We start from the raw sequence: 20,604 nt of genomic DNA, 5'->3' as shown, positions 1-20,604 counted from the left end.
CCTTTATCCCTTTACTCCGGTGAGCGTGACTCCCTCTACAAACGCCTTCTGGGCGAAGAAGAACACGAGGATCACGGGGGCCATCACCAGCACGGTGGCGGCCATGGTGAGGTTCCAGTCGGTGTGGTGGGCGCCCTTGAAGGACTCCAGGCCGTAGGAGAGGGTCCAGGCGCCCGGGTTGTCCGAGGCGTAGATCTGGGGTCCGAAGTAGTCGTTCCACGCGTAGAAGAACTGGAAGAGGGCCACCGCGGCTATGCCCGGTTTCGCCATCGGGAGGACGACCTTCAGGAGGGTGCGCAGGTCGCCGCAGCCGTCCACCTTGGCCGCGTCCAGGTACTCGTCGGGGATCGTGGTGAGGAACTGGCGCAGCAGGAAGATCGAGAACGCGTCGCCGAACGCCATGGGGATGATCAGCGGCCACAGCGTGCCGGACAGGTCAAGCTGCTTCGCCCAGAACAGGTACATCGGGATGATGATCACCTGCGGTGGCAGCATCATCATCGAGATGACCAGCATCAGGGCGAGGTTGCGGCCACGGAAGCGGAACTTCGCGAGGGCGTAGGCCACCGGGATCGAGGAGATCACCGTGAGCGCCGTGCCCAGGACCGCGTAGAACAGGGTGTTCCGCCACCAGGTGAGGAAGCCGGGGGTGTCGAGGACCCTTCGGTAGTTGTCCCACTCCCAGGTTTCCGGGATCAGGTCGCGGCTGAGCGCCTGACTGTCGCTCATGAGTGAGGTGAGGAGGACGAAGAGGAAGGGGAGGGTGAAGAAGAGGGCGACCGCGACGCCCAGGGAGTGCACCGCGATCCATTCCAGGAACGCCCTGCGGTGGGCCGTGCGTTCCGCCGGAGTGGGCGGTGCCTTCGACTCCAATGGTGTGGCGAGTAGTTGGGTCATCGGTCACCTGCCTGGATCAGACCGCCCTTGCGGCGCATCAGAAGTGCGGTGAAGGCCATGGAGAGGGCGAAGAGGACCAGGGCGACCACGCAGGCGGAGCCGTAGTCGAAGCGCTGGAAGCCCAGGTTGTAGACGAGTTGGGGGAGCGTGAGCGTGGACTTGTCCGGGTAGCCCGGCTCGAACTGGGTGCCCGCGCCCTGGATCACGCCCGAGGCGACCTTTCCGGCGATCAGCGGCTGCGTGTAGTACTGCATGGTCTGGATCACGCCGGTGACGACCGCGAACATGACGATCGGGGAGATGTTCGGGAGCGTGACGAACCGGAAGCGCTGCCAGGGTGTCGCGCCGTCCAGTTCGGCCGCCTCGTACTGCTCCTTCGGTACGTCCAGCAGCGCGGCCATGAAGATGACCATCAGGTCGCCGATGCCCCACAGAGCCAGGAGGGTGAGGGCCGGCTTCGACCAGGTGGGGTCGTTGAACCAGCCGGGGGCGGGCAGCCCGGTCTTCTCCAGGATCGAGTTGACCGGGCCCGTGCCGGGGTTGAGGAGGAACGCGAAGGCCATGGTGGCCGCCACGGGCGGGGCCAGATACGGCAGGTAGAAGAGGGTGCGGAAGACACCCGTAGCCGTCTTGATCTTGGTGATCAGCAGGCCCACGCCCAGGCCGAAGGCGACCCGGAGCGTGACCATGATGACGACCAGCCACAGGGTGTTGCGCAGGGCGGGCCAGAAGAGGGGGTAGTGCTCGAAGACGTACGTCCAGTTCTTCGTGCCCGACCACGTCGGCGGTTTGAAACCGTCGTACCGCATGAAGGAGAAGTAGACGGTGGAGATCAGCGGGTAGGCGAAGAAGACCGAGAAGCCGATCAGCCAGGGGGAGAGGAAGGCGAGGGTACGAAGGGTCGAGCGGCGGTGTTTCGCGCGCAGGGTGTAAGTGCTCACGGTGCTCACGGTGCTCACGGTGCTCACGGTTCTCATGGCCCTACTTCGCCTGCGCGATGTCCGTGTCGATCTGCTCGGCCGTCTTCTTCAGGCCGGCCTTGAGGTCGGTGGCCTTGCCGCTCTCGTAGTCGTAGCCGAACTCCTGGATCGTGGTGAGGTAGACGCCGCCGTTGACGGAGGCGGGGGCGGTGGTGGAGTTCGGGTCGGCGGCGATCTCCAGGAACGTCCTGAAGCGCGGGTCGTACTTGAGGTTCGGGGACTTCAGGGCCGCGAGCGTCGACGGCACGTTGTGGATGGCGTTGGAGAAGTTCACCACCGCGTCCGTGTCCGTGGTCATGTACTTCACCAGCTCCCAGGCCGCGTTCTGCTTCGTGCTGGTCGCCGCGACACCGGCGATGGTGCCGGTGATGTAGCCCTTGCCGTACTGGTCGGCCTGGTCGTCGGGGACGGGCAGCGGGGCCACGCCGATCTCGAACTCCGGCTTGGTGTCCAGGGCCATGCCCAGGCGCCACTCGCCGTCGAGCTGCATGGCGACCTGGCCGGTGTGGAAGGGGTGCTTGGGGCCCCACTCGTCGCCGAGCCTGGAGCGGTAGGTCTCCAGCTTGCGGTAGCCGCCGAGCGCGTCGACCAGCTTCTTCTGCATCGTGAACGCCTTCTCGAAGGCCGGGTCCTTACCGACGTTCGACTTGCCGTCCTTGTCGAAGTACGTGGGGGAGAACTGGCCGAGGTAGTGCTCGGTGGTGGTCTCCCAGCCGTGGTAGTTCGGCATGAAGCCGAGCTGCTTGTAGGTGTTGCCCTGGGGGATCGTCAGCTTCTCGGCGACCTTCTCGAACTCGGACCAGGTCTTCGGCGGGCTGGTGATGCCCGCCTTCTCGAAGGCCGTCTTGTTGTAGTAGAGGCCGTACGCGTCGCCGAGGAGGGGGACCGCGCAGCGGTTTCCCTCGAACTGCGTGTACTCGTTCATCGCCTTCGGGAAGGTCTTCTCCGGGTCGATTCCCGACTTCTCGAAGAACGGGTTGAGGTCCACCAGGGCGCCGGAGGAGCAGAACTTGCCGACGCTGTTCGTGGTGAAGGACGAGATCACGTCCGGGGCCTTGCCGCCGCCGGCGCGCAGGGCCTGGTTGATCTTGTCGTCGGTCATGTTGCCGACGACGTTCACCTGGATATGGGGGTGCGCCTTCTCGAAGCCGGCGACGAGGTCCTTGACGGCCTTCACCTCGGCGGGCGCGCTCCAGGCGTGCCAGAAGTTGAGGGTCGTCTCCTTGGCGGCGTCGTCTGAGGCGCCGGAGTCCGCCTGGCCCGTACAGGCCGTGGCGAGGAGGGCTACGGAGGCGGAGGCGGCGAGGGCTATGGCCGTCTTTCGGGACATTCCGGGCATGGCAGGGTCTCCCTAGGGCACGGGGAACGGCGTGGGAAAGGAGGGGGGTGGGGTCAGTGAGGGCGGAGAGCGGGAGGTGGCGTCAGCGTGAGGTGTCGAAGACCTCGTCGCGCGTGGTCGCGAGCGCGCTCTCCAGTGCGCCGCGCAGCACGGGGTGTTCACGGACGTCGCCCACGACCAGGCGTGGGCGTGACGCGGCCAGTTCCTCCAGCTCGGCCTGGACGAGGGCGCGCAGCGTCTCGCCGCCCGAGGTGAGGGACGCGCCGCTCAGCACGACGAGCTCGGGGTCGAGGACCGAGACGAGGGAGGCCAGACCGGTGGCGAGCCGGGTCGCGTACGACCGCAGCAGCTCCCGGTGGAGCTCGTCGTCCCGTGTGGCGGCCCGCTCGACCAGGGCCGCGGCCACCTCGGTGTACGGGCCCGCCGGGATGTCCTCGATGCCCAGTTCACGGGCGAGCCTCGGGACGGCCTGGGAACCGGCCAGCTCCTGGTAGCCGCCGCTGTTGGCCTTGGTGACCTGGCGGACCAGGGGCGTGCCCGGCACCGGCAGGAAGCCGACCTCGCCGGCGCCGCCGGTCCAGCCGCGGTGCAGCCTGCCGCCCAGGACCAGGGCGGCGCCCAGGCCCTCCTGGTTCCACAGCAGTACGAAGTCCGTGTGGTCCCGGGCCGCGCCCAGCCGCTGTTCGGCGAGGGCGACCAGGTTGACGTCGTTCTCGTACTCGAACGGCATCGGCAGGGCGGCGGCGAGCTCGTCCAGGAGGGTGGGGGAGTGCCAGCCGGGGAGGTGGGATGCGTAGCGCAGGCGGCCGGTGGTGGGGTCGAAGGCGCCGGGGGTGCCGATGACGAGCCGGTGGATGTCGTCCCGGGCGAGGCCCGCCGCCTTCACCGCGCCGTCCAGGGCGTCGGTGACCTGCTGGACGACGGGAGTGCCGGTGCGCCTGCCGGGGGCGGGCAGTTCATGGCGGCCGACCGTACGGCCGGTGATGTCGGCGACCGCGGCGAGGATCCGCTGGGGGGTGACGTCGAGTCCGGCGGCGTAACCGGCGGTCGGGTTGACCTCGTAGAGCTGGGCGTTCGGGCCCGGCCGGCCCTCGGTGGTACCGGTGGCCAGGACGAGACCCGCGGCCTCCAGGCGAGCCAGGAGCTGGGAGGCGGTCGGCTTGGACAGGCCGGTGAGCTTGCCGATCCGGGTGCGCGACAGCTGTCCGTGATCCAGCAGCAGGTCCAGGGCGGCCCGGTCGTTCATGGCGCGCAGGACGCGCGGGGTGCCCGGCGTGCCGGCGGTTCCTGCCATGCGTGTCCACACCTGCCCTTCGGCTGCTCAGCTTCTCAGTGATCCGGCGGGGAAGTCCATCCGGCCGACCTGCGCCGGACCACTGTTAGGAAAGTTTCCTATCGGTGTGGAGGAAGGTAAGCCCGGCGCCGCGCGGGCGTCAATAGGGGACGGTTCAGGCAACGCAGTCGTTACCCGGGCATGCGAAGAGGGCGGCACCCGGAAAGCCCGGGTGCCGCCCTCGTCGTGCCGCGGGTCGGCTACTTCGTGGTGCTCGTCGGCGGTGCGGCGGGCGTGAGCGGGGACGCCGCCGCCGACTGCGGGGACGCCGAGTTCGCGTACACCGACGGGGGCGCCATCCCCGCCGTCGGATCGGCGGGCGCCTCCTCGACCGGGGCCGTGGCCCCGCCGACGATCCGGATGCCCGCCGCGTCGAAGGCCCGCTTGATGCGCCAGCGCAGCTCGCGCTCCACGGTCAGGGACTTGCCGGGCATGGTCTTCGCCGAGATGCGCACGACCATGGAGTCCAGCAGGACGCTGTCCAGGCCGAGCACCTCGATCGGGCCCCACAGCAGCTCGTTCCAGGGCTCCTCGGCGCCCATCTTCTCGGCGACCTCGTCCAGGGTGGCCTTGACCCTGTCCAGGTCCTCGCCGGAGTGGACCGTGACGTCGACGTTGGCCGTCGCCCAGCCCTGGGAGAGGTTGCCGATGCGCTTGACCTCGCCGTTGCGGACGTACCAGATCTCGCCGCCGTCGCCGCGCAGCTTGGTCACGCGCAGGCCCACCTCGATCACCTCACCGGAGGCGACGCCCGCGTCGATCGTGTCGCCGACGCCGTACTGGTCCTCGAGGATCATGAAGACGCCCGAGAGGAAGTCCGTGACCAGGTTGCGGGCGCCGAAACCGATCGCCACACCGGCGACACCGGCCGAGGCCAGCAGCGGGGCCAGGTTGATCTGGAAGGTGCCCAGGACCATCAGCGCGGCCGTGCCCATGATCAGGAACGACGCCACCGAGCGCAGCACCGAGCCGATCGCCTGCGAGCGCTGGCGACGGCGTTCGACATTGACCAGCAGCCCACCGAGCCCGGAGCCGTCCACGGACTGGCCGGTCCGGTTCATGCGGTCTATCAGCTTGGTGATCGCACGCCGGACGACGACCCTCAGCACTGCCGCTATCACCACGATGAGCAGGACCCTCAGGCCGATCGCGAGCCACGTCGACCAGTTCTGCTCGACCCAGCCGGCGGCGTTCGTCGCGCTCTCCTGGGCGTCCTGGAGCGAGGGCACTCTCGGGGTCTCCGTATCCGAGGGGGTCGGCGACGGCGACGGGCCGGCGGCGAGCAGGACAGCGGACAGGGACACGGCAGGTACCTCCAAGTACAGCGGTCCGCCCCGGTGCGGTGGTTCAGGGGGGTCGAGGTCACGACTGGGTCACCGCGGGGGCAGAACCACCACACTAACGGGGCATTGTGTGTGCTTCGGCAGGATGTGTGAAGGAGAGACCGTGCTCACCTGGGCTTGAACAGGCCATGATCCGGGGGATGAATCAGATGTGGTCGAAAACACTCCCAGCCCGTTACGGGGACATGGTGGCGCTTTCACCAGGCATGAGGGGAGACTGGCTACGAATCGTCCCGGCGCGAGCCACGCGCCGCCGGCGTCCAAGGAGGCATCCGTGCCGCACGTCCTGGTCCTCAACGCGTCGTACGAGCCACTAGGTGTCGTACCGCTCCGCCGCGCGCTCGTCCTCGTCCTCGAGAACAAGGCCGTATGCCTCGAGGAGTCCGGCGCCTTCATGCACAGCGCGACCGTCACAGTCCCCGCACCCAGCGTGGTCCGGCTCAAGCGATTCGTCCGGGTTCCCTATCGGGGGCCCGTTCCTCTGACCCGCCGGGCGCTGTTCGCCCGTGACGGGGGCCGGTGCATGTACTGCGGTGGCGTCGCAACCAGCGTCGACCACGTCATCCCGCGCAGCCGCGGGGGCAAACACGTCTGGGACAACGTGGTGGCGTCCTGCCGCCGCTGCAACCACGTGAAGGCCGACCGGCACCTCTTCGAGATCGGCTGGCGGCTGCGCCACAAACCCGCCCCGCCCACCGGCCTGGCCTGGCGCATCATCGGGACCGGCCATCGGGACCCGCGCTGGCTGCCGTACTTGCAGCCGTACGGCGCGGACGACGCCTTGGCCCGGATCGACGGCATTTCCGCCTGAGAGGATCCGGGCTTTCGTATTGCCGCGTGACGTTCGTCATGGGCGCGTGCGGCCGGCCGACCGGCCCGGTGAACCCCCGTTCCCCCGGGCCGGCCCGCCCTTATGGAGGGCGCCTACGCGTACCGCAGCTCCCCCGGGCGTGCCGATCGGCGCAGCAGGGGCAGCGAGGTAGCCGCGGCCAGCAGGCAGGCGGCGTAGACGGCGACGGGCACCAGGGCGATCGCCCAGGACACAGGCCGGCCGGAGAGCAGGGCGTACCCGGTGCCGATGGTCATCCCGCCCAGGCCCGAGAGCAGCACGGCGGGGGCGAGGGGCAGCGCGGTCTCCAGCAGGAGGGCCCGGCCGAGCACCGGGTGCGGCACCCCGGCGGCGGCCTGCGCGGCCAGGCCCCGGCGGCGGGTGGCCAGGGACTCGGCGGTGCCGACGGCGAGGCCGGAGAGGGTGATCGCGAAGGCTACGACGATGGCTGCTCCGGTGAGGTCGAGGCCGGTGGTGTAGTAGGACGCGCGCTCGGCGAGGTACCGCGTGCTGTGCACCTGGTCGCTCAGCACCTGCCGGATGCCCAGGAAGCCGGTGCCCACGACCGTGACCAGCAGCACCGCCGCATGCGTGCGGGCGGCCGACCAGGGGTCGTCGCGCAGCCGTTCCGCCGCGATCAGCGTCGCCGCCGACCGGGCCCGGGGCGCGAGGATCCGACCGGTCGCCTTCGCGGTGGCCCCGGAGAGCCACACCGCGCCCGCGCCGACCGCGAGGACCACGCCCATCATCATCAGCGGCACCCTGCCGTTCGGCCGATTGGGGGCGGCCGTGGACGTGGTGACCACGGCCAGCAGCGCCAGCACCGCGACGAGCAGCACCCCGGCCAGGAACAGCAGCCCGGGCCCTCGTCCGCCCCGCGCCCCGACCCGGCGCACCCAGCCGAGCGGGGAGGCCACGACCCGGCGCAGCGCCAGTGCGCCCGCCACCGCGCCCAGCACCGGTACGGCGACGGCGACCAGGGCGATCCCCACCCAGGCCAGGGCGGTCGGCCGGTCCCACTGGCGCAGCAGGACCAGCACCGAGAGGACGGTGGCGACCGCCGAGCCCAGCAGACAGGCCAGCCCCGTCTCCAGCGCGGCGATCCGCCGCACCTGCCAGGGCGTCGCCCCGGCCAGCCGCAGCCCGGCCAGCCGCCGGTCGCGGTGCACGGCGCCGATCCGGGCGCACTGGCCGAGGAACCCCAGCACGGGCACGAGCAGGAGCAGCAGGCCCACGATCACGCCGGACCGCGTGCCGGGCTCGTCCAGCAGGCCCGCGGCGACGGGCACCTGGTAACCACCCCGCAGGGAGGCCAGGGCGACGGCGGCCAGCGCGAATCCCGTGGCGAGCGCGGCGCCGGTCGCCGTCAGCGCGACCCGCCACCACTCGCCTCGGTCGGAACCACGGGTGAGCTCCCAGGCCAGACGCAGATCGGTACGCAGGGAGTTCATGCCGTCACCCCCAGCGGCGTCACGGCGCCGTCCCGCAGCTGGACCTCCCGGTCCGCGTACGCCGCCACCTTGGCGTCGTGAGTGATGAGCAGGACGGCCGTGCCCGACTCGCGGGCCGTGTGGACCAGGGCCGTCATGACCTGCTCGGCGGCGAGCGAGTCCAGGGCGCCCGTCGGCTCGTCGGCGAAGACCACCTTCGGGCCGGTGACCAGGGCCCGGGCCAGTGCGGTCCGCTGGGCCTGGCCGCCGCTCATCTCGCCCGGCCGCAGGTCCTCCTGCCCGCGCACGCCGAACCGCTCCAGCCACTCACCGGCCCGGGCACGGGCCCGGGCCCGGTCGGTGCCGGCCAGCAGCAGCGGCAGGGCGACGTTGTCCAGGGCCGTCAGCTCGGGGATGAGCTGCCCGAACTGGAACACCACGCCGAAGTCGGTCCGCCGCAGCTCGCTCAGCCGCTTCTCGGGCAGGTCCTCCAGCCGCCGGCCGTCGTACGACACCGAGCCCTCGTCGGGCCGGACGATCCCGGCCAGGCAGTGCAGCAGCGTCGACTTCCCGCTGCCGCTCGCGCCGGTCACGGCGAGGATCTCGCCGGCGTGCAGGTCGACCGAGGCGCCGCGCAGCGCGGGTGTCCTGCCGTGTGTTTTGGTGAGGCCGCTCGCCGAGAGAAGAGGCACGGGTCTGCTCATGCTGCGTCGACCTCCGCGGTCAGGGTGGTGAGCCGGGCCGCCGTGGTGCTCATCCAGCGGAGGTCGGCGTCGAGGTGGTTGAGGGCGTAGTCCGCCGAGAGCACGGTCGCGAGGTCAGCGCCCTTGGCGGCCTTGACCGCCGTGAGCTCCCGCATCCGCTCCATGTGGGCGGCGCGCTGGGCGCTCAGGTACGCGGCCGGGTCGCCGCCCGAGAGGATCGCGACCACGACCTTGGCGAAGATCTCGTTCGCCACGAAGGGCGCGGGCGGCGCGATCTCCCCGGCCCACCGGGACAGTTCACGCGTCCCCTCGTCCGTGGCGCGGTACGTCGTCCGCTCCGGGCCGCCGTCCGAGTCGGTGCCCTCGACCGCGGCGAGGCCGTCCCGGACGAGGCGCTGGAGGGTCGTGTAGACCTGCCCGTAGGCCAGTGGTCGGGCCTGCGGGAACCGTTCGTCGTGGCGCCGCTTGAGGTCGTAGCCATGGCTCGGACCCGTGGCGAGCAGGCCCAGCAGGATGTGGCGGGTGCTCATGGCGATCATTATGTACTGAGTACATGTACTGAGTGAATAGTGGGGGCCGAAGAAGTCCGTCGCGGAACCTCCGACGGGTTCAGTCCGTGACGGCGTACGCCTCCGCCGACCACAGCGAGTACCCGTACGGCGTGGCCCGCTTCTCGCCCTGCACCCGCACGAAGCGCACGTCGCGCTCGTCCATGCGGACGCTCTCGTGGCCGCCCCTGCCGTCCCGTACCGCGGCCGCCGTGCGCCAGCGGCGGCCGTCGGGCGAGACCTGGACGCGGTACGCCGAGGGGTGGGCGTCCTGCCAGCGCAGCACGACCTGCCCGAGCCGCACCGGGCGGGGCAGCTCGACCTGCCACCAGGCGCCGTCGTCCACCGGGGACGACCAGCGGGTGTCCGGGTCGCCGTCGTTCGCCGCCGACGCGGGGAAGCCGGGCGTCTCGTCGCCCGAGGAACGCGCCGTGCCGGTGCGGGCCAGGTCGGGCCCGCCGGTGGGCGGGAAGGCCCGGACGGTGAGGGTGCGGGTGGCTCCCGCGAACCCCAGCCGGATGTCGTAGGACCGTTTCGGCGCACCGCGCTCCACGGTCACCTCGACCGGGACCTCCACCCTCGTGCCGCGCGGCACGGACAGTTCGGACCCGGGCACCCGGACTCGTACGCCCTCGGGCGCCTCGACGGTGAGCCTGCCGCGGGCGCCGGCGGGGCGCAGCGAGCCCAGCCCGGCCGTCAGCCGCCGCGTCCTGCCGGTCTCGGCGTCCACGCGGTCGCGCGTCAGCTCCAGGGAGGTGGCGGGGGAGTCCGCGAACCACGGGACCAGGTGACGCACACGGGAGGACGCGGGACCGGTGACCCGCACGGCGTCCACCCGCTGCCCGGCCCGCACCTCGGTCGCCCCCGAAGCGGCCAGCCGGCCGGCCCGCCGCCAGCCCAGGTCCGGTACGTGCACCTCGACGTCGCCCTCGGTGCCGGGGTCGGTGAGGGCGGTCACGGCCGTCAGTGACCGGGGGTGCGAAAAGCGCAGGGTGCGGCCGTCGCCCGGGTCGCCGGGGCTCGGGGGCGGCTCGTGGTCGATGCCCGACCAGGCCGCGTACGCCTTCTGCGCCCGCCCCAGAAAGGGGTCCAGGACGTCCGTGCCGACCTTGACCGGCGCCGGCTCCAGCCGGGCCCGCAGCGCACCGAGTTGGCGGTACGCCGTCCAGGCCGCCGCCGCGTCCCCGGCGCGCTGCGCGTCCAGCATGTCGAGCGCGGTCGTACCCGCCTCGCCGTAACGGGCCAGTCGCTCCGACCAGGGGGCGACCTCCGGGGCGAGGGCGGTGCCCGCCAGCCGCCGGGGCAGCTCGCGCAGCACGGTGAACGCCTCGCGCAGCCGCCGCGCGGCGTCGCCGTCCGTACCGGGACCACTCGCCGTACGGGCCCGCCAGTACGCCTCGGTCAGCGGGCGCAGGTACGCCGACTCCTCCTCGCCGAGGACCGACGACGCGTCGTTCCCGGCGAGCGCGGCCAGGGCCTCCTCGCGGCGGCGGTCCCCGCCCGCCAGGTCGGCGATCGCGGCGCGCCAGGACTCCCCGGGGTGGTAGGCGCGCGGGTTCCAGGCGTAGTCGGCGGCGGTGAACAGCGGGATGCGGGACGCCTCGGGCTGCTGCATCGCGTTGGCGAGCAGGGCGGCCGAGCCGGTGGCGACGGCCGGCTCGCGGCCCCGGTAGGGGCCGAGGAAGAGGCGGCCGGGCTCGTAGTCGTTGACCGGGTAGTTGTCCATCGTGACCAGCGGATGCCGGAACGCCTCCCGGGCGTCGGCCAGTTCACCGCCCGTGATGGTGCGGGGCACCACCCCGACACCCGTCCACGCCACCTCGACACGCGTGTCCAGCGAGCTCGCCAGCGCCCGCCGGTAGTCGGTCGTGCCGTCCTCGTAGTACTCGGTCGGCATCAGCGACAGACCGGCGGCACCGGGATGCCGTTCCGCCAGGTGCCGGGCCACCGCGTTCGCCACCCGGGCCTGCGCCCTCGCCGCCGCCCGCGGGCCGGAGCCGAACCGGCCGGCGTCCGCGTCGCAGTGCCACTCACTGTAGCTGACGTCCTGGAACTGGAGCTGGAAGGCCCGGAAGCCCAGCGCCCACATGGCGTCGAGCTTGCGGGTCAGCGCGCGCACGTCGTCGTCCGACGCGAAACACATCGCCTGGCCCGGGGCCACCGCCCAGCCGAGCGTGACGTGGTTGCGGCGCGCCCGCTCGGCCAGCTCCCGGAACGCGGCGCGCTGCGCCCGCGGGTACGGCTCACGCCAGCGGGCCTGCCGGTACAGGTCTTCACCGGGGGCGTACAGGTAACGGTTCTGCTTGGTGCGCCCCATGAAGTCGAGCTGCCCCAGCCGCTGCCGGTGCGTCCAGGCGGTGCCGTAGAAACCCTCGGTGATGCCGCGCACGGCGGTGCCGGGCCAGTCGCGTACGACGGCGGCTGCGATCGCACCGCCGGGCCGCAAAAGCTGCCGCAGCGTCTGGACCGCGTGGAACAGGCCGTCCTCGCCGGTTCCGGTGAGCGAGACGCCGCTCCTGCCCACGGACAGCTCGTATCCCCCGGGCGGGAGGGCGCGGCGGTCGTCCCGGCGGACGGGCTCCGTCCGCACCCGCACGACCAGCGCCCCGGGCGCGGCGGAGTCCGTGATGCGACGGGCCCCGGCCTGGCGCAGCAGGTCGCGCAGGGTTTCGACGGCGTACCGGTCGGCCGTCGGTTCGGTGATCAGCGCGACCTCGTCGGTGACCGCGACCGGTGCGCCGTTCGCGCGCAGGGACTGGGGGCGCGGCCGGACGGAGAGGTCCGGACGGGCGGTGTCGGGGGTGGTGGGTGCCGCGGTCGCGCCCGGGACGGGCGGGGCCGCCACCGCGGCGGGCGGGGTGCCGAGGGTGCCGGCGACGACGGCGACGGCGAGAGCCGCCGCCCGCTTCCCACGCCGCAGTCCCACAGGCCCCCTCCACAGGTGTTCGACCGGGAGAACGAGCCCACCACCCGCCCGGTGAGGGTGTCAACGAGAGTGGCCGTTGTGACCGAATTGCCGGACTCTGGAGTGAGTGGAGGAGAGTGGAATGTGAGCAGAAGCACGATGTTCGGCCTGGGGTGTCTGCCTTCGCCTTGACTGGGTAGGGCTGCGATAGCCGTTGAACGCCGTACCCAACAAGGAGGCCCCCGTGGCTGCGATGACTTTCCTTCCGCTCCCGGCCCCGTCCAAACCCGTGGCGGACACGTCCGCCGACCTCGATCCCCACTATGACGATCCCCGCTACGAAGACCCCCATTACTGCATCTTCAGCTCCGAGAGCACCTGCGCCGAGCCCCCGCTGACCAGCGAGCCCCCGCTGCCCGACGCCGAGCCCCTCACCAGCGAGCCGCCGCTCGCCGAATCCGCCCCCCTGACCAGCGAACCCTCCGCCTTCGTCCCGGACTTCACGAGGTCCTAGATGACCGCACCCCGGCCGGCCGAACCGCCTTCCGAGGACCTGTCCCGACTCGCCGACCTGCACGGCGTCGCCACTTCGTACAGCCCGTCCCCGGACCGTACGGTCGCGGCCTCGGCCGCCGCGGTGACCCTCACCCTGGCCGCTCTCGGCGTGGACGCGAGCACGCCCGGCGCCGTACGCGCCGCGCTCGCCGCCCGGGAGCGGGAACTGGGCGCCAGGCTGCTGCCGCCCACGGTGGTCGGCTGGGGCACCGGCCCCCCGGCCGCCCTGGCCGCGCTCCCCGAGGGAAGCCGGCTGCTCATCGAGACCGAACAGGGCGAGACCCACGCCTCGGCCGAACACCTCCCGCCCGGTGTCCACCGGCTGACCGCCACCGTCCCCGACGGCCGCACGGCCACCGCCCACCTGGTCGTCGCCCCGGCCCGCCTGCCCAGTCCCGCCGGACGCTCCCACGGACTCCTCGTCCAGCTCTACTCCCTGCTGTCCCGCCGTTCCTGGGGCATGGGCGACCTGGGCGACCTCGCCGAGCTGGCCGGCTGGGCCGGGCGGTCGCTCGGCTCCGGGTTCGTCCAGGTCAACCCGCTGCACGCGGCCGTGCCCGGTGCCCCCACCGACCCCTCCCCGTACCGCCCCTCCTCCCGCCGCTTCCCCGACCCCGTGCACCTGCGCATCGAGGACGTCCCCGAGTGCGCGTACGTCGAGGACCGCGAGCGGCTGCGCGCGCTGCTGGAGAGATCCGGCCGGCTGCGCGAAGCGGTGCTGGACAAGGGCGCGCTGATCGACCGCGACGCCGTGTGGGAGCTCAAGCGGGAGGCGCTGGAGCTGCTGTGCGCGGTGCCGCTCGGCCCCGGCAGACGCGCCGCCTACTGCGACTTCCTCGCCGAGCAGGGCCAGGCCCTGGAGGACCACGCCACCTGGTACGCGCTCGCCGAGGTGCACGGCCCGGACTGGCACCGCTGGCCGACCGGCCTGCGCGACCCGCGCTCGGCCGAGACCGTCCGTGCCCGCAACGGACTGATGGACCGGGTGGACTTCTGGTCCCGGCTCGCCTGGCTCACCGACACCCAGCTGACCGCCGCACAGCGTGCCGGCCGGGAGGCCGGGATGCCGGTCGGGATCGTGCACGACCTCGCGGTCGGCGTCCACCCCGGCGGCGCCGACGCCTGGGCCCAGCAGGAGTACTTCGCCGCCGGCATGTCGGTGGGCGCCCCGCCGGACGCCTTCAACGCCCGCGGCCAGGACTGGGGCCTGCCGCCCTGGCGCCCCGACCGCCTGGCCGAGTCGGGCTACGCCCCCTTCCGCGAACTGCTGCGCGCCCTGTTCCGCTACGCCGGAGCCCTGCGCATCGACCACGTCATGGGCCTGTTCCGCCTGTGGTGGGTGCCGCTGGGCCACCCGCCCACGGAGGGTACGTACGTCCGCTACGACGCCGAGGCCATGCTCGCCGTCCTCGTCCTGGAGGCCTCCCGGGCCGGGGCGCTGGTGATCGGCGAGGACCTGGGCACCGTCGAACCGGGCGTGCGCGAGGCGCTGCGCGAGCGCGGGGTGCTCGGCACGTCCGTGCTGTGGTTCGAACGCGACTGGGAGGGTGACGGCCGCCCGCTGCCCCCCGACCGCTGGCGCGCCGACTGCCTGGCCACCGCCACCACCCACGACCTGCCCTCCACGGCCGCCCGCCTCACCGGCGAGCACGTCGCGCTCCGCGACAGCCTGGGCCTGCTGACCCGCCCGCTGGAGCAGGAGCGCGCCGAGGCCGCCGCCGACACCGCCGAGTGGCTGGCCCTGCTCACCGAGCTCGGCCTGCTGAACGGCACCGGCGGCACCGACACCTCCTCGGAGGAGGCCGAGATCCAGGCCGTCCACCGCTACCTGCTGCGCACCCCGGCCCGCATGGTCGGCGTCTGGCTCCCCGACGGGGTGGGCGACCGCCGCCCGCAGAACCTCCCGGGGACGTGGGACCAGTACCCGAACTGGCGGCTGCCGATCGCGGACGCGGCGGGCCGTCCCGTGACCTTGGAGGACCTGGCCGCCTCGCCCCGGCTGCACGCCCTCATCGAGGTTCTGCGGCAGCCGCCCGACGCGTCGGGCGGCTGAGGACGTCTCTTACGGCACCCCGGGCGCGCGGCCCCGACCGGCGTTGGATACTTTTGGCACCGTGGACAAGAAGAACGCCCTGCGCGCCGGCGCCCTGGCCGCCGGTACGACGCTGATGATGCTGCTCATGTCGTCGCCCGCCTCCGCGCTCACGCGCGACGACGGTGACGACCCCGGTCAGGGCCTGAGCGTCATCGAGACGCTGGGCCTCTTCGTCGCGGCCCCGATCGTGCTGTACCTGGTCATCCACGGTCTGGTGATGGTCGGGGACAAGTCGCACAAGAAGAAGGACCCGACCAGTTCCAACATCAGGACCAAGGCCGACGCGAAGGCCGACGCCAAGGCCTGACCAGGACTTCTTTCGAGTCCGTCACGCACCTTTTCCGAGGGCGCCGCCCCCGCCGTACGAACGCGCATGCCGCCGTACGGCGACCGGGGCGGCGCCCTCGGCTTTCCCGGTGGCCGGGAGCCGGCCGGGATGGGCCGGGGTGGGCCGGGAGTCAGGGATTCGGTGCCGTCAGATAGCGCTGCACCGTCGGCGCCAGCCACGCCACGATCTCCTGGCGGCTGAGCGCCACGGCCGGCGGGAGGCGCAGGACGTACCGGGTGAGCGCCAGCCCGAGCAGCTGCGTGGCGGTGAGCGCGGCCCGCACCGGGACCTGCTCGGGGTCGGGGCACGCCTGGCGGGCGACCGGAAGCAACTGCTCCTGGAAGATGCCCTGCATGCGCTCGGCCCCGGCCTGGTTGGTGGCGCCGACCCGGAGCAGGGCCGTGAGCACCTCGTTCTCCTCCCACATGGCGAGGAAGTGGGTCACGAGGGCTGACCCGACCTCGTCCCGGGGCAGCGGGCCCAGATCGGGCAGCTTCAGATCGACGGCGACGGCGGCCGCGAACAGGCCCTCCTTGCTGCCGTAGTACCGCATCACCATGGACGGGTCGATGCCCGCGTCCCGCGCGATGGTGCGGATGGTGGCGCGCTCGTAGCCGTCGGCGGCGAAACGCTCGCGTGCGGCGTCGAGGATGGCGGCGCGGGTGGTGTCGGAGCGCCTGGCGGGGGCGGTGAGCTTGTTGTCGGGCATACCAACGAGCGTATGCCAACACCTGTAGGCCAACAAGCGTTGACGAAGTCGGCATCCGGTTCTACGTTGGTCAGCGAGCGTTGGTCAACGACCGTTGGCAAACGTGTGTTGGCCAACAGGCATCGCCCCACACGTGTTGGCTTATAGGGAGGCCCTGATGAGCGACACCACCCCGCACCGTGATCATCGTCGGTTCCGGCCCCACCGGCCTGCTTCTGGCCGGCGACCTGGCCGCCGCCGGCGTCCCCGTCACCGTCGTCGAGAAGCGCCCGCACGGGATCAGCAACCTCTCCCGCGCGTTCGTCCTGCACGCCCGCACACTGGAGCAGTTCGACGCCCGAGGGCTGGCGGACGAACTGGAGGCGGTCGGCCGGCGGCTCGGCCGGTTCCGCCTCTACGGCCGGCTCGGCCTCGACCTCTCCGCGCTTCCCTCCCGCTTCAACCACCTCCTCGTCCTTCCGCAGTACGAGGTGGAGAAGGCCCTGGAGCGGCGGGCGCTTGAGGCCGGGGCGCGGTTCCGCCACGAGACCGAGGTGACCGGGCTGACGCAGGACGCTCAGGGCGTGACGGTCGAGATCCGCGGGCCCGGCGGAGACGCGGAGGCGCTGCGTGCGGCGTACGTCGTCGGCGCCGACGGGATGCGCAGCACGGTGCGGAACGCCGTCGGGCTGCCGTTCCCCGGCCGTTCGGTGATCCGCTCCGTCATGCTCGCGGACGTACGGGTGACCGAGGACCCCGGGGAGCTGCTCACCTTCGACGCCGTCGGCGACGCCTTCGCCTTCGTCGTCCCCTTCGGCGACGGCTACCACCGCGTCGTCTGCTGGGACCGCGGCCGCGAGCTCCCCGACGACGCGCTGGTCGGGCTCGACGAGATCAGGGAGACCACCCGGCGCGCCCTCGGCCGTGACTTCGGCATGCACGACCCCCGCTGGATGTCCCGCTTCCACAGCGACGAGCGGCAGGCGCCCTCCTACCGGGCCGGCCGCGTCTTCCTCGCCGGTGACGCCGCGCACGTCCACACCCCGGCCGGCGCCCAGGGCATGAACACCGGCCTCCAGGACGCCGCCAACCTGAGCTGGAAGCTGGCCGCCGTCATCGAGGGGCACGCGGCCGACGCGCTCCTCGACACCTATCAGGCCGAACGGCACCCCATCGGCAGGACGGTGCTGCGCAGCAGCGGCGGCATCGTGCGTGCCGCGATGGCCCGGCGGCCCTGGACGATCGCGCTGCGCACCGCCTTCGCCGCCTTCCTCGGCACCGTCGGCCCGGCCCGCCGCAAGGCGCTCGGCCAGGTCACCGGGATCGGCTACCGCTACCCCGCGCCCCGCGGCTCCCACCGCTTCACCGGCATGCGCGTCCCGGACGTCGCCCTGGCCGGAGGCGGTCGCCTCCACGAGGCGATGCGCGGCGGCCGGTTCGTGCTGATCACCCCGGAGCCGTACAAGGCCGGGGCCGCCCGTGCGGGCCGGCTGGCCGTGGAGCGCTGGGCGAGCGACCGCCGTACGACCGTGCTGGTGCGGCCCGACGGGTACGCGGCATGGGCGGCCGATTCGGCGGACGCCCGGGCGATCGAGGCGGCCGTCACCGCCCACGTGGGGTAGCGCCTCGGCGGGCCGGCGCAGGCACCGGCCCGCCAGGTCACCGGCGAACGCGTCGGACGCCGGTTCAGTCCTGCCGGTCCTCCGTCGTGCGGAGCAACTCCCTGAGCAGCTCCGACAGCTGTCCGGCCTGCCCGTCGTCGAGGCCGGACAGCGCCTCCGTCTGGACGGCGAGTCCGGCACCGACCGCCTCGTCGATCAGCTCCAGGCCCTTGTCGGTGAGGGTGACCTTCAGGCCCCGGCGATCGTGCGGGTCGGGGGAGCGGCGCAGCAGGCCGGCGCGTTCCAGCTTGTCGAGGCGGCCCGTCATGCCTCCCGTCGTGAGCATCAGCGTGGCCGAGAGCTGCCGGGGCGAGAGCGTGTAGGGCTCGCCGGCGCGGCGCAGGGTCGCCAGGACGTCGAACTCCCCGCGGCCGATCCCGAACCGCGCGTACGCCTTCTCCGTCCGTTCGCCCATCGCGCGGGAGAGCCGGTAGATGCGGCCGAAGACCTCCATGGCGGCGGTGTCGAGGTCGGGCCGGACCGTCGCCCACTGGTCGATGATCGCGTCGACGGGGTCCTTGCGCTGCTCGGGGCGTTCGCTCATGGGCACGAGTATCCGACGACTCTGGGTCGCCCGCAAGAAAGTGGCTTGACGGCAAGTGGCTTAGCGCTAAGCTACTTGGTACTGACCTACTCGGAAGGGTGCGACTCATGCGTCCCCAGGCCGCGCACCGCGCCACGCTCACCGCCCTCACCGCCCTCGCCCCCGTCTCCTGGGGCACGACCTACGCCGTCACCACCGAGTTCCTCCCGCCCGACCGGCCCCTGTTCACCGGCCTCCTGCGCGCCCTGCCCGCCGGTCTGCTCCTGCTGGCCATCGCCCGGGTGCTGCCGCGCGGCGCCTGGTGGTGGAAGTCGGTGGTGCTGGGCGCGCTGAACATCGGCGCCTTCTTCCCGCTGCTGTTCCTCTCCGCTTACCGGCTGCCCGGCGGCATGGCGGCGGTCGTCGGCTCGGTCGGCCCGCTGTTCGTGGTCGGGCTCTCGGCCCTGCTGCTGGGGCAGCGGCCGTCGCCGCGCACGCTGCTCACCGGGATCGCGGCCGCGTTCGGCGTCAGCCTGGTCGTGCTCCAGGCGGCCGGGGCGCTGGACGCGCTGGGCGTGCTGGCGGCCTTCGCCTCCACGGCGTCCATGTCCACCGGCACCGTGCTCACCAAGCGGTGGGGGCGCCCCGAGGGCGTCGGCCCGCTGGCCCTCACCGGCTGGCAACTGACCGCGGGCGGCCTGCTCATCGCGCCCCTCGCCGTCCTCGTCGAGGGCGCGCCGCCCGCGCTGGACGGCCGGGCGGTCGGCGGCTACCTCTACCTCGCCCTGGCGAACACGGCGGTCGCGTACTGGCTGTGGTTCCGCGGCATCGGCCGCCTCACCGCCACGCAGGTCACCTTCCTCGGCCCGCTCTCCCCGCTGACCGCGGCCGTCGTCGGCTGGGCGGCACTCGGTCAGGCGCTGACACCGGTGCAACTGGCGGGCATGGCGCTGGCTTTCGGGGCGACGGTGGCGGGGCAGATCGGGCCGCGGCGGAAGCCGTCGGGCCCGGAGGCGGTTCGGGGTGCCTCTGGAGGGCCGGTCCTCGGGTCTCCTGGGAGGAAGGCCCCGAAGGACTCGACGGAGGTGGCAGGTCAGGGCGTGACGGGTCAGGACGTGACACGTCCGGCGCTGCGGCGATAGGTCCCGCTCCCGCTCATTCCGCCGCCACGATTCGCTCGACCGCGGCCGTCACGAGCTGTTCGCGCTCGGCCTCCGTGAAGACGTCCGGCAGGGTGAGCTGCTCGACGATCAGCCAGTTCAGGGTCAGCATGAGCAGTTTGACGGCCATGGCGTCGCCGGGGAGGCCGGACGCCTCGTGGTAGGCGACGTTGGCGTCGACGTCGGCCCGGACCCGTTCGGTGAGGACCTTGCGCAGCTCGGGGCGGCGGGTGGCCTCCAGCCGGAGTTCGAGCAGTGCGAGGTAGCCGGTGCGGAAGGAGGCGACGCGGCCGACGAGTTCGCGCATCAGCTCCACGTAGGTCTCCCGGTCGCGGCCGGCCGCGCGCTGGCGGGCGATGGTGGCCTCGTCGGGCTGGAGTCGCTCGTAGACACGGGCTCCGGCCTGGGTGAGCAGGTCGTCGCGGTTGGCGAAGTAGTTGGACGCGGTGCCCGCGGGTACGGCGGCCTCGGTGTCCACCGCCCGGAACGTCAGACCCCGCGCGCCTTCTCCGGCCAGCACCTCGATCGCCGCGTCGACGAGGGCGGCACGCCGCTGTTCGTTCCGCCTGACCATTGACACCACTCCATCCGTAGTACTACGTTCAAACCACTTCAGTCAGAGTACTACATGTGGAGTTAACTGATATGCGAAAGCTCGTGTACTACGTCGCCGTCACGCTCGACGGCCGCATCGCCGGGCCGGGCGGTGAGTACGACTTCTTCCCCGGCGGCGACGAACAGCAGTCCGCCGCCTACAGCGCCTGGACCAACAGCCTGTACCCCGAGACCGTGCCGACCGCCTTCCATGCCGCCGCCGGCCTCGCCGACGCACCCAACCGGCGCTTCGACACCGTCGTCATGGGCCTCGGCACTTACCGCCCCGCCCTCGACGGGGGAATCACCAGTCCGTACGCGCACCTGCGCCAGTACGTGGTCTCCAGCACGCTCAAACCCGACATCGACCCGGCCGTCACCGTCGTACCGGGGGATCCGTCGGCCCTCGTCCGCGAGCTCAAACGGGAGGAGGGCACCGGCCTGGACGTCTGGCTCTGCGGAGGCGGCAGGCTCGCGGGCACCCTGCTGCCCGAGATCGACGAACTGGTGATCAAGAACTACCCGGTGGTCGCGGGCGCCGGCGTCCCGGCCTTCGACGGCGCCTTCGACCCCACGGTCTTCGACGTAGCCGAACGCACCGCCTTCCCCAACGGCGTCACCCTCACCCGCCTCACCCGCCGCTAGGCCGCGCCATGAGGGACGCCGGATCGCACCGGCCTCCGGGCACGAAC

At 72.4% G+C, this 20,604-nt stretch carries 19 protein-coding genes; 7 read left to right on the top strand and 12 right to left on the bottom strand.

The genetic code is table 11. The features are described 5' to 3' along the window. Nucleotides 1–3 precede the first annotated feature (3 nt). From CP976_RS15555 to CP976_RS15535, 5 genes are all read right to left on the bottom strand, one after another. Nucleotides 4–897 (bottom strand): carbohydrate ABC transporter permease, encoded by an 894-nt coding sequence (locus CP976_RS15555; RefSeq protein ID WP_150480900.1) that lies wholly within the window; start codon nucleotides 895–897, stop codon nucleotides 4–6. After that, a complete protein-coding gene (locus CP976_RS15550; RefSeq protein WP_150480899.1) occupies nucleotides 894–1,838 on the bottom strand; it encodes a carbohydrate ABC transporter permease in 945 nt (314 codons plus the stop codon). Before CP976_RS15550 ends, CP976_RS15555 begins: the two co-directional genes overlap by 4 nt. A gap of 40 nt (nucleotides 1,839–1,878) precedes the next feature. After that, nucleotides 1,879–3,216 carry an ABC transporter substrate-binding protein gene (locus tag CP976_RS15545; RefSeq protein ID WP_150480898.1) on the bottom strand — a complete coding sequence of 446 codons (1,338 nt, stop codon included), beginning with the start codon at nucleotides 3,214–3,216 and terminating at the stop codon, nucleotides 1,879–1,881. An 82-nt stretch (nucleotides 3,217–3,298) separates the two neighbouring features. Beyond that, nucleotides 3,299–4,510, bottom strand: coding sequence for an ROK family transcriptional regulator (locus CP976_RS15540; RefSeq protein ID WP_150480897.1), 1,212 nt, complete (start codon nucleotides 4,508–4,510; stop codon nucleotides 3,299–3,301). Nucleotides 4,511–4,749: 239 nt separating this feature from the next. After that, nucleotides 4,750–5,853 carry a mechanosensitive ion channel family protein gene (locus tag CP976_RS15535; protein WP_150480896.1) on the bottom strand — a complete coding sequence of 368 codons (1,104 nt, stop codon included), beginning with the start codon at nucleotides 5,851–5,853 and terminating at the stop codon, nucleotides 4,750–4,752. 313 nt (nucleotides 5,854–6,166) lie between these two features. Here CP976_RS15535 and CP976_RS15530 point away from each other — a divergent pair, with 313 nt between their 5' ends. Next, a complete protein-coding gene (locus CP976_RS15530) occupies nucleotides 6,167–6,703 on the top strand; it encodes an HNH endonuclease (protein ID WP_086843133.1) in 537 nt (178 codons plus the stop codon). A gap of 113 nt (nucleotides 6,704–6,816) precedes the next feature. Here the strand turns inward: CP976_RS15530 and CP976_RS15525 are convergent, their stop codons facing one another. From CP976_RS15525 to CP976_RS15510, 4 genes are all read right to left on the bottom strand, one after another. Beyond that, on the bottom strand, nucleotides 6,817–8,172 hold the full coding sequence (locus CP976_RS15525; RefSeq protein ID WP_150480895.1) for an FtsX-like permease family protein: 1,356 nt from the start codon (nucleotides 8,170–8,172) through the stop codon (nucleotides 6,817–6,819). Next, entirely contained in the window at nucleotides 8,169–8,855 is a 687-nt protein-coding gene (locus CP976_RS15520) for an ABC transporter ATP-binding protein (protein ID WP_150480894.1), read from the bottom strand. The genes CP976_RS15525 and CP976_RS15520 overlap by 4 nt, the downstream gene beginning before the upstream one ends. Next, nucleotides 8,852–9,385, bottom strand: coding sequence for a PadR family transcriptional regulator (locus tag CP976_RS15515; RefSeq protein WP_086603775.1), 534 nt, complete (start codon nucleotides 9,383–9,385; stop codon nucleotides 8,852–8,854). Before CP976_RS15515 ends, CP976_RS15520 begins: the two co-directional genes overlap by 4 nt. A 79-nt stretch (nucleotides 9,386–9,464) precedes the next feature. After that, the gene (locus tag CP976_RS15510; RefSeq protein ID WP_150480893.1) at nucleotides 9,465–12,329 is read right to left on the bottom strand and encodes a glycoside hydrolase family 84 protein; all 2,865 of its coding nucleotides are present in this window, start codon (nucleotides 12,327–12,329) and stop codon (nucleotides 9,465–9,467) included. 223 nt (nucleotides 12,330–12,552) lie between these two features. On the opposite strand from CP976_RS15510, the gene CP976_RS15505 reads away from it, so the two are divergent. The 3 genes from CP976_RS15505 (at nucleotide 12,553) to CP976_RS15495 (ending at nucleotide 15,265) form a co-directional block, all read left to right on the top strand. After that, nucleotides 12,553–12,822 (top strand): hypothetical protein, encoded by a 270-nt coding sequence (locus CP976_RS15505; protein WP_059420006.1) that lies wholly within the window; start codon nucleotides 12,553–12,555, stop codon nucleotides 12,820–12,822. Then, nucleotides 12,823–14,916 carry a 4-alpha-glucanotransferase gene (malQ, locus tag CP976_RS15500; protein ID WP_150480892.1) on the top strand — a complete coding sequence of 698 codons (2,094 nt, stop codon included), beginning with the start codon at nucleotides 12,823–12,825 and terminating at the stop codon, nucleotides 14,914–14,916. Nucleotides 14,917–14,977: 61 nt separating this feature from the next. After that, nucleotides 14,978–15,265 carry a hypothetical protein gene (locus CP976_RS15495; RefSeq protein ID WP_150480891.1) on the top strand — a complete coding sequence of 96 codons (288 nt, stop codon included), beginning with the start codon at nucleotides 14,978–14,980 and terminating at the stop codon, nucleotides 15,263–15,265. 151 nt (nucleotides 15,266–15,416) lie between these two features. Here CP976_RS15495 and CP976_RS15490 read toward each other — a convergent pair whose 3' ends face one another. After that, nucleotides 15,417–15,995, bottom strand: coding sequence for a TetR/AcrR family transcriptional regulator (locus tag CP976_RS15490; protein ID WP_150480890.1), 579 nt, complete (start codon nucleotides 15,993–15,995; stop codon nucleotides 15,417–15,419). A gap of 179 nt (nucleotides 15,996–16,174) precedes the next feature. Here CP976_RS15490 and CP976_RS15485 point away from each other — a divergent pair, with 179 nt between their 5' ends. Further along, nucleotides 16,175–17,596 (top strand): FAD-dependent monooxygenase, encoded by a 1,422-nt coding sequence (locus tag CP976_RS15485; protein ID WP_150480889.1) that lies wholly within the window; start codon nucleotides 16,175–16,177, stop codon nucleotides 17,594–17,596. 64 nt (nucleotides 17,597–17,660) lie between these two features. Here the strand turns inward: CP976_RS15485 and CP976_RS15480 are convergent, their stop codons facing one another. Next, a complete protein-coding gene (locus CP976_RS15480; RefSeq protein WP_150480888.1) occupies nucleotides 17,661–18,179 on the bottom strand; it encodes a MarR family winged helix-turn-helix transcriptional regulator in 519 nt (172 codons plus the stop codon). Between the two features lie 107 nt (nucleotides 18,180–18,286). Between CP976_RS15480 and CP976_RS15475 the strand changes: the two genes are divergently transcribed. Further along, nucleotides 18,287–19,300 carry an EamA family transporter gene (locus CP976_RS15475; protein ID WP_229875205.1) on the top strand — a complete coding sequence of 338 codons (1,014 nt, stop codon included), beginning with the start codon at nucleotides 18,287–18,289 and terminating at the stop codon, nucleotides 19,298–19,300. Between the two features lie 13 nt (nucleotides 19,301–19,313). On the opposite strand, the gene CP976_RS15470 is transcribed toward CP976_RS15475, so the two are convergent. Next, complete coding sequence (locus CP976_RS15470) at nucleotides 19,314–19,892, bottom strand: TetR/AcrR family transcriptional regulator (protein ID WP_150480887.1); 579 nt, start codon at nucleotides 19,890–19,892, stop codon at nucleotides 19,314–19,316. A gap of 71 nt (nucleotides 19,893–19,963) precedes the next feature. Here CP976_RS15470 and CP976_RS15465 point away from each other — a divergent pair, with 71 nt between their 5' ends. Next, a complete protein-coding gene (locus CP976_RS15465; RefSeq protein WP_150480886.1) occupies nucleotides 19,964–20,557 on the top strand; it encodes a dihydrofolate reductase family protein in 594 nt (197 codons plus the stop codon). Nucleotides 20,558–20,604: the final 47 nt, after the last annotated feature.

Origin of the sequence: Streptomyces coeruleorubidus, assembly GCF_008705135.1 — a bacterium.
Taxonomy (GTDB): domain Bacteria; phylum Actinomycetota; class Actinomycetes; order Streptomycetales; family Streptomycetaceae; genus Streptomyces; species Streptomyces coeruleofuscus.
The sequence above is the reverse complement of the archived record's forward strand: the minus strand, read 5'-3'. Positions and strand labels throughout refer to the sequence as shown.

Excerpts from the sequence above, each read along its gene's own strand:
- CP976_RS15525 (WP_150480895.1), bottom strand. The coding sequence starts at position 8,172 with ATGAACTCCCTGCGTACCGATCTGCGTCTGGCCTGGGAGCTCACCCGT.
- CP976_RS15515 (WP_086603775.1), bottom strand. The coding sequence starts at position 9,385 with ATGAGCACCCGCCACATCCTGCTGGGCCTGCTCGCCACGGGTCCGAGC.
- CP976_RS15520 (WP_150480894.1), bottom strand. The coding sequence starts at position 8,855 with ATGAGCAGACCCGTGCCTCTTCTCTCGGCGAGCGGCCTCACCAAAACA.
- CP976_RS15540 (WP_150480897.1), bottom strand. The coding sequence starts at position 4,510 with ATGGCAGGAACCGCCGGCACGCCGGGCACCCCGCGCGTCCTGCGCGCC.
- CP976_RS15470 (WP_150480887.1), bottom strand. The coding sequence starts at position 19,892 with ATGGTCAGGCGGAACGAACAGCGGCGTGCCGCCCTCGTCGACGCGGCG.
- CP976_RS15465 (WP_150480886.1), top strand. The coding sequence starts at position 19,964 with ATGCGAAAGCTCGTGTACTACGTCGCCGTCACGCTCGACGGCCGCATC.
- CP976_RS15490 (WP_150480890.1), bottom strand. The coding sequence starts at position 15,995 with ATGCCCGACAACAAGCTCACCGCCCCCGCCAGGCGCTCCGACACCACC.
- CP976_RS15545 (WP_150480898.1), bottom strand. The coding sequence starts at position 3,216 with ATGCCCGGAATGTCCCGAAAGACGGCCATAGCCCTCGCCGCCTCCGCC.
- CP976_RS15480 (WP_150480888.1), bottom strand. The coding sequence starts at position 18,179 with ATGAGCGAACGCCCCGAGCAGCGCAAGGACCCCGTCGACGCGATCATC.
- CP976_RS15555 (WP_150480900.1), bottom strand. The coding sequence starts at position 897 with ATGACCCAACTACTCGCCACACCATTGGAGTCGAAGGCACCGCCCACT.
- malQ (WP_150480892.1), top strand. The coding sequence starts at position 12,823 with ATGACCGCACCCCGGCCGGCCGAACCGCCTTCCGAGGACCTGTCCCGA.
- CP976_RS15475 (WP_229875205.1), top strand. The coding sequence starts at position 18,287 with ATGCGTCCCCAGGCCGCGCACCGCGCCACGCTCACCGCCCTCACCGCC.